The following is a 13,990-nucleotide window of genomic DNA, read 5'->3' on the forward strand; positions in this document are numbered from 1 at the left end:
GGTATTCTTTTGTAGCCGGCGACAGATAAGAAATGTCTCCGGATGATAGCAAACCTCGAATTCATTGGAAGCCATCATTGGCAAAGGATGACAAATTGCAGCCTTTTCCTGTCATCTTGTGATCCAGATATCGCCCCGTTGCACCATGGTACTCAAAAATTGCAACCAATCTGAAAAATAAGTTTTTCATCAATGGCTTGTCGGTATGCGTTGTCACAGTAGTCCGGTGTTTTCGGATCAATAGTCATGGTCTGGCCACTATTTATGCCCGTTTTCTCCTCTCGCAAGGGTGAACCGAGAGAGGGGCTAGCGGCGAAACAGCGCCAAACCCCAATCAGAGTACAGGGCGCGGGCCACTCTCCCCGCGCACTCTGTTACTGTCGTTGTAGCAGCAGGCTACCGATGGAGTAGCCTGCGCCAAAGGAGCACAGTACGCCGCGAGCCCCCGCAGGAAGGTCGCGATTGTACAGATGAAACGCGATGATGGAACCCGCCGAGCTGGTATTACCATAGCTATCAAGAATGACCGGCGCCTCCTGCTGGCTGGCATCGTGGCCCAGCAGCTTGCGACCGATGAACTGGTTCATGGTGAGGTTGGCCTGATGGAGCCAGAGCCGGTTCAGGCTCTCGGCGGGCCAGCCCTGCTCATCGAGCTGGTTGGCAATCTGATCGCACACCAGCGGCAATACCTCCTTGAACACCTTGCGTCCCTGCTGGCGAAACAACTTGTCGTCGCTGTAGCGGGTACGCGGGCTCAGCCGGTTCAGAAAGCCAAAATTGTTGCGGATGTTGTTGGAGTATTGGGTCACCAGCTTGCTGGCTACCAGCTGCCACGGATTGGCCACCTTGCAATCGGTCTCCCGCTCCAGCAGCACTGCGGTGCAGGCATCGCCGAAGATAAAGTGACTGTCTCTGTCCCGGAAATTGAGGTGTCCCGAGCAGATCTCCGGATTGACTACCAGCGCCACGTTGGCGGTGCCTGCCGCCAGCATGTCGGCGGCTGTCTTGATGCCGAAGGTGGCAGACGAGCAGGCCACGTTCATATCAAAGGCCATGCCGCTCGCCCCCAGATAGTGCTGCAGCTCGATGGCCAGTGCCGGATAGGGGCGTGGCATGTTGGAGGCGGCAACGATGACCAGATCGATCTCTCCCGGTTCGCGGCCGGCGGCGATCAGCGCCTGCTCGGCGGCGGCCACCGCCATCTCCACCATGATGGAGGGCATCTCATCGGGCCGCTCCGCCAGCAGCGGCTGCATGATGTCGGGGTTGAGCACCCCCTCGCGGCTCACCAGATAACGGCTCTTGATGCCGGAGGCCTTCTCGATGAACTCGCAACTGGAGTGCTGCTTGGCGGGGAGTTGGCCGGCATCGATGGCGGAGGCGTTCTCCTCGTTGTAGAGATCCACATACTGGTTGAAGGCGGCCACCAGCTCTTCATTGCTGACGGCAAAGGGTGGGGTATAGAGGCCTGAGCCACTGATCACGATAGAGGTCATCTTTGCTCCTCGCCGGGTGCGTTCCCGGCTTGTCGGTTTATAGGGTAGAGAGGGTTAGAGCTGGTCGATCGCCGCAGCGAGACCCGCTAGGGTCAGCGGATGCATCCGTCCGCCAACCACGTCATTCATCAGTTTGATGGAGGGATGCCAGAGCCACTCCCGCCGCGGGGTGGGATTGATCCACACCAGTTTGGGAAAGTGCTGCTGCAAGCGGGTAAGCCACACCTGACCCGACTCCTCGTTCCACTGCTCGACACTGCCGCCCGGCCAGGTGATCTCGTAGGGGCCCATGGTGGCATCCCCCACCAGGATCACCCGGTAGTCGCTGCCGTAGGTGCGCAGCAACCGCAGGGTATCGAACCGCTCCTCAACGCGGCGGGCGTTATCCTTCCAGACGAAGTCGTAGAGGCAGTTGTGAAAATAGAAGTACTCCAGATGCTTGAACTCGTGGCGCAACGCAGAGAAGAGGCGCTGCACCTCGGCCACGTGGGCATCCATGGAGCCTCCCACATCGAAGAAAACCAACAGCTTCACCCCGTTGTGGCGCTCGGGCCGCAGCTTTACATCGAGCCAGCCCAGGCGGGCAGAACTTTTTATGGTGTCGTCGAGATCCAGCTCGTCGGGATTGCCTTTGCGCACCCAGCGTCTGAGTTTGCGCAGCGCGAGCTGAATGGCACGCTGGCCGAGCGGTGAGTCGTCGCTGAAGTTGCGATAGTGACGGGCCTCCCACACCTTGGCCGCCTTACCGTGCTGCCCCTCTCCACCCATGCGCACCCCCTCGGGGTGAAAACCGCCGTGGCCAAACGGGCTGCTGCCACCGGTTCCCACCCACTTGTTGCCACCGGCGTGGCGCTCTTTCTGTTCGCTTAACCTCTGGTTAAGGGTCTCCAGCAGCTTGTCGAGTCCGCCGAGGGATTTGAGCAGCGCTTTCTCCTCTGGGCTCAGCAGCCGTTCGAACTCCTTGCGCAGCCACTCCTCGGGCAGGTTCTCCGGCAGCAGGGGGATGGCTTCCAGCCCCTCGTAGTATTCGGCGAAGGCGCGATCGAAGCGATCGTAGTGGGCCTCGTCTTTTACCAGCAGGCAGCGGGAGAGTTGGTAGAACTCGTCCATATCGACAGCGACCAGCCGGGCCGCCAGCGCGGCGTGCAAGTCCAGCAGTTCGCGCAGGCTGCAGGGGAGCTTGTGGCGGCGCAGGTGGGTAAAAAAGTCGATCAGCATGAGTCAGCTGCCGCGCCGGGCCAAAAAGGCGAGCTTCTCGAAGAGATGCAAATCCTGCTCGGTCTTGAGCAGAGCGCCGTATAGCGCGGGCACCAGCTTGCCGGGCTCGCGGGCGCGCATCGCTTCGGGGGCGATATCGTCGGCCAAGAGCAGGCGGATCCAGTCCAGCAGCTCTGAGGTGGAGGGCTTCTTGCGCAGTCCCTCTACCTCGCGCAGCTCGAAGAAGAGATCCATTGCCTCGGCAAGCAGGCTCTCCTTGAGGTCGGGGTAGTGGAGCTTGACGATGGCCTGCATCTCGGCCTTGTCGGGGAAGCGGATGTAGTGGAAGAAACAGCGGCGCAGGAAGGCATCCGGCAGCTCTTTTTCGTTGTTGGAGGTGATGATGACCACCGGCCGCTGGCGCGCCTTGACTCGCTCGCCGGTCTCGTAAACATCGAACTCCATTCGATCCAGCTCCAGCAGCAGATCGTTGGGGAATTCGATGTCGGCCTTGTCGATCTCGTCGATCAGCAGCACAGGTCGCTGCTCGGCGCTGAAGGCCTGCCACAACTTGCCTTGACGAATGTAGTGGCTGATATCGGCCACTCTGGGATCGCCGAGCTGTGAGTCCCGCAGCCGGGCCACCGCATCATATTCGTAGAGTCCCTGCTGGGCCTTGGTGGTGGACTTGATATGCCAGGCAATGAGATCGGTGCCGAGATGGTCGGCGACCGCTTCCGCCAGCACCGTCTTGCCGGTGCCCGGCTCCCCTTTGATCAGCAGCGGTTTTTCGAGGGTGATGGCGGCATTGACCGCCATCTTCAATGCATCGGAGGCGAGATACTGGCTGCTTCCTGAAAATCCCATAACGTCGGTTCCTTTGACGATTGGCTCCCGGAGTCAGGGGCCAGAGAGAATAAGCTCTATATGTTGTAATACCATATGGTTATAACGAATAGTCACTTCTCATTCAGAAACCACAGGGTAATCTTGTTTCATCGTCGTAACAAACACAGGGATAGCACCATGAGCAAAATTTTTGAGGACAACAGCCAGACTATCGGTCACACCCCGCTGGTTCGTCTCAACCGTGTTACCAAAGGCCGCGTGCTGGCCAAGATCGAGAGCCGCAACCCCAGCTTCAGCGTCAAGTGCCGCATCGGTGCCAACCTGATCTGGGATGCCGAGAAGCGCGGTATCCTGACCAAGGGTAAGGAGATCATCGAGCCCACCAGCGGCAACACGGGTATTGCTCTGGCCTTTGTCGCGGCCGCTCGCGGCTATCCCATCACTCTGACCATGCCGGCCACCATGAGCCTGGAGCGCCGCAAGCTGCTCAAGGCGCTCGGTGCCAATCTGGTGCTGACCGAAGGGCCCCTCGGCATGAAGGGGGCCATTGCCAAGGCCAACGAGATCCTCGAATCCGAGCCGGGCAAGTATGTGTTGCTGCAACAGTTTGAAAACCCGGCCAACCCGGAGATCCACGAAAAGACCACAGGCCCCGAGATTTGGGATGCCACTGACGGTGAGGTGGATGTGTTCGTGGCCGGGGTCGGTACCGGCGGTACCATTACCGGTGTCTCCCGCTACCTGAAGAAGACCCAGGGCAAGGCGGTGGTCTCTGTCGCGGTCGAACCGGCCGAGTCGCCGGTCATCAGCCAGAAGCTGGCCGGGGAAGAGATCAAACCGGGCCCCCACAAGATCCAGGGGATCGGCGCCGGCTTTATCCCGGGCAACCTGGACCTCTCCCTCATCGATCGGGTGGAGAAGGTGACCAGTGACGAAGCCATCGAGATGGCCCGTCGCCTGATGGAGGAGGAGGGGATCCTGGCCGGTATCAGCTCCGGTGCTGCGGTGGTGGCTGCCAGCCGTCTTGCCGAGCTGCCGGAATTTGCGGGCAAAACCATAGTGGTCATCCTGCCGAGCGCGGCGGAGCGTTACCTCTCTAGCGCCCTGTTTGCCGGGGTATTCAGCGAGCAGGAGCTGCAGCAGTAACTGATCGGAATCTTTCAAAACAGCGGCGCTCCCAGGAGCGCCGCTTCTTTATGGGCTAGACTCAACCCCTGTTAGTGTCACTTGATCCTTATTTTTTGGGGTAAAATAACAAGTTCCGGAGTGAGAAAAAAAGCAGACATTCCGCTCTAAATCTCATATCCTGTGCGGCGTCACGCGGTGTTTGCTGGCTGGGTATCACAAAGTAACAAAGTGTTATTTTTCGTTATAAAATAATTTCAGGCCAGTCCTGATGCGGCTTGTAGCCCAATAACTAAAAATTGCCAACCAGCGCGCCGATTACTGCACAGAAACTTGACCTGGATTAAACCATTGCGGGTCTGCTTTCGTTACTTTACAACATATCCATACTGACACGGTGGGTCAGGTTGCTTCAAAAACGACCAACCCACCAAAAAATATCAATAATATGGGGTGAAACCATGTACGAGAAGTCTGTTGTTATTACTGCTGAAAACGGCCTGCACACCCGTCCGGCAGCTCAGTTCGTGAAAGAAGCCAAAGAATTCCAAAGCGAGATCACTGTGGTCTCCGGTGGCAAGTCCGCCAGCGCCAAGAGCCTGTTCAAGCTGCAGACCCTGGGCCTGACCAAGGGTACCAACGTAACTATCCAGGCTGACGGCCCGGATGCTCAGCAGGCTGTTGAGAAGCTGGTTGCCCTGATGGACGAGCTGGAGTAATCCAGCTTTAGATTCCTCCCCCACAGTCGTTTTAATAGGAAGGATTATGATATCTGGCATTCTTGCGTCCCCCGGTATCGCATTCGGTAAGGCGCTTCTTCTTAAAGAAGATGAAATCGTTATCAATCAGGGCAAAATCTCTGCTGACCAGATTGATGTCGAGATCAACCGTTTCCTCGAAGCTCGTACCAAGTCAGCTACCCAGCTGGAAGCCATCAAAGAGATGGCCGGTCGCACCTTCGGTGAGGAAAAAGAGGCCATCTTCGAAGGCCACATCATGCTGCTCGAAGATGAGGAGCTGGAAGGGGATATCAAATCCTTCATCAAAGAGAACAAGGCTTCCGCTGACAAAGCCATCTATGAGGTGATCGAACAGTACGCCAAGATGATGGCCGAGCTGGATGACCCTTATCTGCGCGAACGCGCTACCGACTTCCGTGACATCGGTACCCGTCTGGTCAAGAACGTACTGGGCATCGCCGTTGTCAACCTGAGCACCATCGACGAAGAGGTGATCCTGGTCGCCAAAGACCTGACCCCGTCTGAAACCGCTCAGATCAACCTGAAATATGTGCTGGGTTTCGTCACCGACATCGGTGGCCGTACCTCTCACACCTCCATCATGGCCCGCTCCCTGGAGCTGCCGGCCGTGGTAGGCACCAACGACATCACCGAGCGCGTCAAGAACGGTGACATGCTGGTGCTGGATGCGATCAACAACCAGATCATCATCAATCCGACCGCTGAACAGCTGACCGAAGCCAAGAAGTTCCAGGCTCAGTTCCAGGCCGAGAAAGATGAGCTGGCCAAGCTGAAAGATCTGCCTGCCATCACTCTGGATGGTCACCAGGTCGAAGTGTGTGCCAACATCGGTACCGTCAAGGATACCGAAGGTGCCATCCGCAATGGCGCCGAAGGCGTGGGTCTGTACCGTACCGAGTTCCTGTTTATGGACCGTGACGCGCTGCCGACCGAAGAAGAGCAGTTCAAAGCCTACAAAGAAGTGGCCGAAGCGATGCCGGATCAGCCGATCATCGTGCGTACCATGGACATTGGCGGCGACAAAGAGCTGCCGTACATGAATTTCCCGAAAGAGATGAACCCCTTCCTGGGCTGGCGTGCCGTGCGTATTTTCTTCGACCGTGAAGACATTATGCACGCTCAGCTGCGGGCCATTCTGCGCGCCTCTGCCTTCGGCAAACTGCGCATCATGTTCCCGATGATCATCTCTGTCGAAGAGTTCCGTAGCCTGAAAGCTACCGTAGAGACGCTGAAAGCCGAACTGCGTGCCGAAGGCAAAGCCTTTGATGAATCCATCGAAGTGGGTATCATGATCGAGACCCCGGCCGCTGCCGTGATGGCTCATCATCTGGCCAAGGAAGTGGATTTCTTCAGTATCGGTACCAACGACCTGACCCAGTACACCCTGGCTGTCGATCGTGGTAACGAGATGATCTCCGCCATGTACAACCCGCTGTCACCCTCCGTCCTGACCCTGATCAAGATGGTTATCGATGCGTCCCACGCCGAAGGCAAGTGGACCGGTATGTGTGGTGAACTGGCTGGTGACGAGCGCGCTACCCTGCTGCTGCTGGGTATGGGTCTGGATGAGTTCTCCATGAGCGCCATCTCTGTACCGCGTATCAAGAAGCTTATCCGCAACACCAACTTCGAAGATGTGAAGGCTATGGCTGATCAAGCACTGAGCTTTGCCACTGCTGCTGAAATCGAAGCGTGCGTAGATAACTTTATTAAGCAGAAAGCAGTCTGCTAAGATCGGCTGCAAACAGCGACAAATCATCTCTAGGAGCTTTATATGGGTCTGTTTGATAAACTGAAGAAACTGGTTTCCGACGATAGCTCTGACACCGGCGGCATCGAAATCTTTGCTCCGCTGTCTGGCGAAATCGTGCCGATCGAAGATGTGCCTGACGTTGTCTTCGCCGAGAAGATCGTTGGTGACGGTATCGCCATCAAGCCGGCTGGCAACAAGATGGTTGCGCCGTGCGATGGTACCATCGGCAAGATTTTCGAGACCAACCACGCGTTCTCTCTGGAATCCGACTCCGGTATCGAGCTGTTCGTTCACTTCGGTATCGACACCGTTGAACTGAAAGGCGAAGGCTTCAAGCGTATCGCTCAGGAAGGCCAGCAGGTCAAGCGCGGTGATACCATCATCGAATTCGATCTGGCCGTTCTGGAAGCAAAAGCCAAATCTACCCTGACTCCGGTGGTCATCTCCAACATGGACGAGATCAAAGAGCTGGTGAAGATGACTGGTGCCGTGACTGTGGGCGAGACTCCGGTTATCCGCATCAAGAAGTAATGGTCGGCTGGCCTATGCCAGTTGCCGCAGTAAAAAACCGAAGCCTGGTGCTTCGGTTTTTTTATGGTTGCGTGCGAGCTTCCCTTTCTGGCTATCAGGCTATTGTGCCGAGATGACCACCCGGTTACGTCCCTGCTCCTTCGCCTGATAAAGGGCCCGGTCTGCCATCATCAGCAGATAGTCGATGCTCTCCTGACCCTTCATGCTGGCACACCCCAGACTGATGGTTAGCGCGATCTGTTTTCCTTGCCATGGCAAGCGGGTGGTACTGACATGCTGGCGCAGTTGTTCGGCGCGCCGTGCTGCCTGTTCAATATCGCAACCAGGCAGGATCAGCAGGAACTCCTCCCCGCCCCAACGGGCCAGACTCTCCCCCGGCAACAGCTGGCCCGCCATGGCGTGGGCGACGGCGCAGAGCGCGGCATCGCCCGCAGGGTGGCCGTAGCGGTCGTTGACCTGCTTGAAATGGTCGATATCTCCCAGTACTACCGTGAGGGGCTGGCCCTGCAACCAGAGAGCCTGCAGCTGTTGCTGGGCGCCACGCCGGTTGGTCAGTTCGGTGAGGGGATCGGTGCAGGAGAGGCGGCTCACCTCTTCTACCATGCATTGCAGGTCGTGGATATCGCGAAAGGTGACGATATGGCTATCCGGGATGGCATCTGCCCCCAGCTGGGCGGTGACGATAAACCAGCGAGAGTGGCCACTCTTGCATCGGATCAGCGCCGGCATCTCGGCGACCTCCAGTCCATGGTGCAGGCTCTGCTCTATCTGGTTATGCCAGGCCTGAATTACCGAGTTGCGATAGCTCTCATCGGGATAGGCGAGGTGAAACCAGCTCTCCATGTCCGGCAGATCCTGCAGCTCATAGCCCAGCTGTTCGCGAAAGGCCCTGTTGAGGAAGAGATGGCGACGCAGGGGGATCCGGTCGGGTGACATATGACCCTGGCTGTCGACTCGGACACCAGGATTGGGAACGGGATCACATCAAAGGAGCGAAACAGAATGTGCTCTAGTTGTTGGTCATCCATGGGCGAAAACGCGACTCCCTGCTCTCCCGTTCGTCAGCCTACATTAGGTGAGAGACCGCAGCGGGTAAACTCATTTATCACTCTCCGGCGGTTGCCTGAGGGGACGGTCGTGGCAACGGGAACATAAAAAAGCCGCTCACCTGGGTGAGCGGCTGTTGCTATCAGATTAATGCAGTTCGCTATCAGGCTGGCTGCTTGCCATCTTCCGCGGGCGGCGGCAGGGCGGCGGAGTTGGACTCCACCTTCTGCTCTTCGCCCTGCATGTTCTTGATGTAGACATCCATCTGGTTGAAGGCGATCTCGATGCCGTTCTCGCGGAACAGCTGGTCGATCTTGCGGTTCAACTCGTCCACCGCCGGGTTGCGATCACCCAGTTCGCTCACGAAGAAGCGCAGCTCGTGATCCAGCGTGCTGGCGCCAAAGGTGAGGAAGTAGACGATGGGGGCCGGATCTTTCAGCACGCGGCTGTTTTCGTCGGCCGCCTGTTTGAGCAGGGTACGGGTCAGTTCCAGATCCGAGCCATACGCCACGCCCACCCGCACGATCACCCGGGTGACGGTGTCACTCAGCGACCAGTTGATGAGCCGTTCTGTCATCAGCTGCTGGTTGGGGATGATCACCTCTTTGCGGTCGAAGTCGGTCAGGGTGGTGGCGCGAATGCGGATCCGCGAGACGGTACCGGAGAAGGAGCCGATGGTGACGGTGTCACCGATCCGCACCGGACGCTCGAACAGGATGATGATGCCGGAGACGAAGTTGGAAAGAATTTCCTTCATGCCGAAACCGATACCGACTGACAGACCACCCGCTACCCACTGCAGCTTGTCCCACTGCACACCCATCATGGAGAGAGCGGTCAGGGAGCCGAAACCGATCAGCACGTAGTTGAGCATAGTGGTGATGGCGTAGGCGGTCCCCTGAGCCAGGTTGAGCTTGGAGAGCACCAGCACCTCTAGCAAGCCCGGCAGGTTGCGCGCCAGTGACCAGGCACCGCCGAGCAGCAGGAAGCCGATCAGCACGTCACTCAGGCTGATGGGGAAGAGCACGGCGTTGGCGCCGGTGCCTTCACTGCGGTGCCACAGCACCATGCTGTCGAGGTAGGAGAATACCGCGACCAGATCGGACCAGAGCCAGTAGAAGGCGACGCCAAAGATCAGCAGCAGCACGGTACGGGTCAGACGCAGGGACTGCTGGCTGACATCCTCCAGATCCATGGGCTGCTCTTCGATGGACTCGCCACCTTCCGCATCTTCCGAAGATTTGTGCTCACGCTTGGCCACCGCACGGCGGTAGGCCAGACGACGGGCAGCCAGCTCCAGACCACGCAGGGCGGTGCGGTAGACCAGGCTCCAGATGATGATGAGGTAGAAGGATTCGATCAGGCGACCGGTGAGCTTCAGCGCGGTGTAGTAGTAACCGAGCACCGCCAGCACGATCAGCGCCACCGGTGCCAGCGCCAGGGCAATGGCGATCAGCGACTTCTGCATGCTCGCCTCGCCCTTGATGCGGGCGCGGGAGATGGGGAACACCAGATAGGCGGCCAGTCCCAGCAGGGTCAGGGTCATGGCCTGGCCGATCACATCGTTGCCCAGGGTGGAGGGTTCAACCACCGCCTTGGTCGCGAGCATGATGAGCGGCAGCAGTGGCAACCAGATGTAGCGCATGCTGTTGCGCTTGGCCTGCAGCTCCGCTTTCGGGATCCGGAAGTGGGTTTCGGCGATGCCGCCCGGGCGCATCACCGCCAGATAGACGCTGAACACCAGATAGCCGAGGGCGAGGTTCAGGGTGATCTGGAACATCAGCTTGGGACTGAGCAGACCGCAGTAGGTGAGCAGCAGACCGCCAGCCAGAATGAACATGCTGCCCGGCAGGCGTTGCAGCACGGTATAGAGCAGGGCGCGCGGGGTGTGCCACTGGCTGTCCTGACGGAAACGGCCAAGGTCCTTGGTGATCTTCTTCTCGCGCTCAACCAGCGCCGGACGTTTCCAGACCAGCAGGCCGCCGATCAGCAGCAGCGGGAAGGCAAGCAGGGAGATCCCCAGCAGCTCTTCGCGCCAGCGTTTCCAGTCCGGTTTCAATACCCAGTCGGAGGCCTGTTTGTAGGCCTGGGCGGGCCAGCTGATAAACCACTTGCTGTCGATGGGCTTGTTGCTGCTTACCCAGAAGATATGTTGCTGCAGGGTAAATTCGATAGAGGCATAGACCCGCGCCAGCTGCTGCTGGGTCAGCTGCAGGCTGATGGCGTTGGTGAGCTGGCTGTCGAGTTGGCGGTTGAGCTGATCGAGCAGATTGATACGGGTATCGAGCAGCTTGGCAAGGCTCTCCTTGTCCTCCTCGCTGACCGGATCCTTGCTGCCGGCGATCAGATTGTCCAGATAGAGGTTCTTCTGGAACAGTTGGTCACGCTGCTGGCTCAGTTCAAACTGGGCCAGATGCAGATCGGCGATCTGCTCTTCCAGGTTTTTGACGGCGATGGTGGGCGCCGCTTCCAGCTGCTGGTAGAGCTGATAGAGGATGCGTGACAGCAGCAGATTGCCCTTGAGCATCTGCACCTGTTCATTGAGGTTGCGCTCGGTCTGGATGCCGCGCTCCAGCCAGCTCTTGGCTTGCAGGTTTTTCTGGACCAGTGAGTTGAGGCTGGTGGTGGCACCGATCAGCTGCTGGCTGAGCTGGTGATTGAGCTCCTGCTCTTTTTGCACCAGCGGGCTGTCTTCGGTCGCCACCAGTTCACCGGTCTGCTCGGCGGTTTTTTCGGTGTCGCCGAGGCGCTTGGCGCTGCTCTGATCCTGCAACAGCTGCAGTTTCTGCTCTTCGCTGGCGAGACGGGCACTCTGGTAGTCGCGCTGCTTGATCGCCAGATCCTGCATGCTGGTACGGTTATCCAGCTCCTTTTGCAGGTGGGCCAGTTGCAGGTCGAGCAGGGCCAGCTCGGCACCGAGCTTCATCTTCTCGGCGCTGGAGACGCTTTCACCGGCGTTGAGGCGGGTACGGATCTCCTGACTGCGCTGGTAGGCACGGCTCATGCTGGCCTGGGCCCGCTCCGGCAGGGTCTGCAAGCTGGTGAGCTGGCTGCCGATGGCGCCGAGGGCCTCCTGGGCCGCCTGCATGTTGGCCAGCACTTCCGGCTGACGGCTGTCGAGCTCCGCCAGACTCATGCTGGCGTATTCGCTCTTGATCTGCTCCGCACTCTTGCCCTTGGTCAGGGCATCGAGCTTGGCACTGATCTCTCTGAGCTCGGTGGGCAGGTTGCGGATCCGCTGGGCCTGGGTCTTGGCCTTCGCCTCTTCCTTGTCGATGCTGTCGAGCAGTCCGAGGGTTTCGGTCAGCAACTTCTGATCCGCTTGCTGACTGACGGTCAGGGTCTCTGATTTACCCAGACCATCCAGTGCTCGCTGAACTGCGTTGCGAGAGGGGACATCTTGCGCCATGGCTTGCGGGACGCAGAGGCTGGCGAGGAGACAGAGCAGCGGCAACAGGGTGGCCGAGACTCTTTTAAAACGTATTGAGGGCATATAACTTCCGGGTTATTACGCGATATTCGGGAGATTTCCCGCATAGATTAAATTCGCGTGGATTCTAACACCGGGCTTGGCAGGTAAGCAGGGGGAGGGACAAAAAAAACGGCGCCCGCAGGCGCCGTTTTCAACTCGTTCAGCTCTGATTAAAGAACGTGAACAGAAGCGGTGTTGGTGGTGCCGCTCGGTACCAGAGCACCGGAGACCATCACAACCACGTCACCTTTCAGACCCATGCCGATTTCCAGCGCGGCTTCTTTACCGATGCGATAGAAATCGTCGGTAGAGGCGATGCTGTCAACCACGTGAGCAACCACACCCTTGGTCAGAACCAGCTGGGCAGCAGTCTTCTTGTTGGTGGTGATAGCCAGGATCCAGGCTTTCGGGAAGTACTTGCGAATGGCCTTGGCAGATTTGCCGCCTTCGGTAGCAACCACGATCAGCGGGGCGTCCAGCTTCTCGGAGGTCTCTACGGCGCCTTTACATACGGCTTCGGTGATGCGCAGCTTGTTGCTGTCGTTGGCAGCAGACAGGTTGGACGGCATCACGGCATCGGTACGCTCGCAGATGGTGGCCATGATGGTCACGGCTTCCAGCGGGTACTTACCCTTGGCGGATTCACCGGACAGCATCACTGCGTCGGTACCGTCCAGGATGGCGTTGGCCACGTCACCAGCTTCGGCGCGGGTCGGACGCGGGTTCTTGATCATGGAGTCCAGCATCTGGGTGGCAGTGATAACCACTTTGCGGGCTTTGTTGCACTTGGCGATGATCATCTTCTGGGCGAAGATAACTTCTTCAACCGGGATCTCTACACCCATGTCGCCACGAGCAACCATGATGCCGTCGGAAACAGCCAGGATCTCGTCGAAGTTGTCCAGACCTTCCTGGTTTTCGATCTTGGAGATGATCTGGATGTTCTCGCCACCGTGGGCTTTCAGGTGCTCACGGATTTCCAGAACGTCTTCTTTCTTGCGGATGAAAGAAGCAGCAACGAAATCAACGCCTTGCTCGCAACCAAAGATCAGGTCGCGCTTGTCTTTCTCGGCCAGGGCCGGCAGCTTGATGGAGACGCCCGGCAGGTTAACGCCTTTGTTCTCGCCCAGGTCACCGTTGTTCAGCACTTTACAGATAACTTCGCGCTCGGTGATTTCGATGACGTCCAGACCGATCAGGCCGTCATCAACCAGGATGCGGTTGCCGACGCGCAGATCGTTGGCGAAACCTGCATAGGTCACGGCCACTTTGTCTTTGTTGCCAACCACGGTCTGGTCGGTGGTGAAGGTGAAAGTCTGGCCAGCGACCAGCGCGACGTCGTTGCCGCCTTCCAGCTTCATGGTACGGATTTCCGGACCCTTGGTGTCCAGCAGGATAGCTGCGTGCTTGCCGGTCTCGGCCATCACAGCGCGCAGGTTGCTGATGCGGCTGCCGTGCTCGGCGTAGTCACCGTGGGAGAAGTTCAGGCGCATGACGTTCATGCCGGCGTCCAGCATTTTGGCCAGCATTTCTTTGGATTCGGTCTTCGGACCGATGGTGCAGACAATTTTGGTCTTTTTCATGTCAATCTTCATGGTTAAGGAATTTCCGCCGAGCAATATACACCAGTTTTTGGAATCTTTTTATGATCCAGAAACAACGTTTTGACCAGATAACGTTTTCTTTTCAGGGATAACGTTTTCCTGTGAGTCACATTTTAGAGCATACGGCCACAGGTTCGGGCTGAAGGGATACAAAT

At 58.1% G+C, this 13,990-nt stretch carries 9 protein-coding genes and 1 pseudogene; 4 read left to right on the forward strand and 6 right to left on the reverse strand.

The window, feature by feature from the left end:
• Positions 1-374: 374 nt before the first annotated feature.
• Genes ACTG2G_RS17730 through ACTG2G_RS17740 form a run of 3 tightly spaced genes read right to left on the reverse strand, consistent with a single transcriptional unit; the run spans position 375 to position 3,560 of the window.
• Positions 375-1,496 (reverse strand): beta-ketoacyl-ACP synthase III, encoded by a 1,122-nt coding sequence (locus ACTG2G_RS17730; RefSeq protein ID WP_439985707.1) that lies wholly within the window; start codon positions 1,494-1,496, stop codon positions 375-377.
• Positions 1,497-1,550: 54 nt separating this feature from the next.
• Positions 1,551-2,714 (reverse strand): vWA domain-containing protein, encoded by a 1,164-nt coding sequence (locus ACTG2G_RS17735; RefSeq protein WP_439985708.1) that lies wholly within the window; start codon positions 2,712-2,714, stop codon positions 1,551-1,553.
• 3 nt (positions 2,715-2,717) lie between these two features.
• Complete coding sequence (locus ACTG2G_RS17740; RefSeq protein ID WP_201914074.1) at positions 2,718-3,560, reverse strand: AAA family ATPase; 843 nt, start codon at positions 3,558-3,560, stop codon at positions 2,718-2,720.
• 159 nt (positions 3,561-3,719) lie between these two features.
• Between ACTG2G_RS17740 and cysK the strand changes: the two genes are divergently transcribed.
• From cysK to crr, 4 genes are all read left to right on the forward strand, one after another.
• Positions 3,720-4,688, forward strand: coding sequence for a cysteine synthase A (cysK, locus tag ACTG2G_RS17745; RefSeq protein ID WP_047440293.1), 969 nt, complete (start codon positions 3,720-3,722; stop codon positions 4,686-4,688).
• A gap of 440 nt (positions 4,689-5,128) precedes the next feature.
• Positions 5,129-5,386, forward strand: a complete 258-nt coding sequence (locus tag ACTG2G_RS17750) for an HPr family phosphocarrier protein (RefSeq protein WP_005338266.1) — start codon at positions 5,129-5,131, stop codon at positions 5,384-5,386.
• 46 nt (positions 5,387-5,432) lie between these two features.
• Entirely contained in the window at positions 5,433-7,160 is a 1,728-nt protein-coding gene (gene ptsI, locus ACTG2G_RS17755; RefSeq protein ID WP_075115645.1) for a phosphoenolpyruvate-protein phosphotransferase PtsI, read from the forward strand.
• A 42-nt stretch (positions 7,161-7,202) separates the two neighbouring features.
• A complete protein-coding gene (crr, locus tag ACTG2G_RS17760) occupies positions 7,203-7,712 on the forward strand; it encodes a PTS glucose transporter subunit IIA (protein WP_005303134.1) in 510 nt (169 codons plus the stop codon).
• A 99-nt stretch (positions 7,713-7,811) separates the two neighbouring features.
• On the opposite strand, the pseudogene ACTG2G_RS17765 reads toward crr, so the two are convergent.
• The 3 genes and pseudogenes from ACTG2G_RS17765 to pykF form a co-directional block, all read right to left on the reverse strand.
• Positions 7,812-8,740: pseudogene (locus ACTG2G_RS17765) on the reverse strand (GGDEF domain-containing protein).
• A gap of 182 nt (positions 8,741-8,922) precedes the next feature.
• Positions 8,923-12,252: a mechanosensitive channel MscK gene (mscK, locus tag ACTG2G_RS17770; protein WP_439985709.1), complete on the reverse strand. Its 3,330-nt coding sequence runs from the start codon at positions 12,250-12,252 to the stop codon at positions 8,923-8,925.
• Positions 12,253-12,401: 149 nt separating this feature from the next.
• Entirely contained in the window at positions 12,402-13,814 is a 1,413-nt protein-coding gene (pykF, locus tag ACTG2G_RS17775; RefSeq protein WP_031227651.1) for a pyruvate kinase PykF, read from the reverse strand.
• Between the last annotated feature and the right edge of the window lie 176 nt (positions 13,815-13,990).

The organism is Aeromonas sp. 55A (genome assembly GCF_051919665.1).
Classification (GTDB): Bacteria; Pseudomonadota; Gammaproteobacteria; order Enterobacterales; family Aeromonadaceae; genus Aeromonas; species Aeromonas veronii.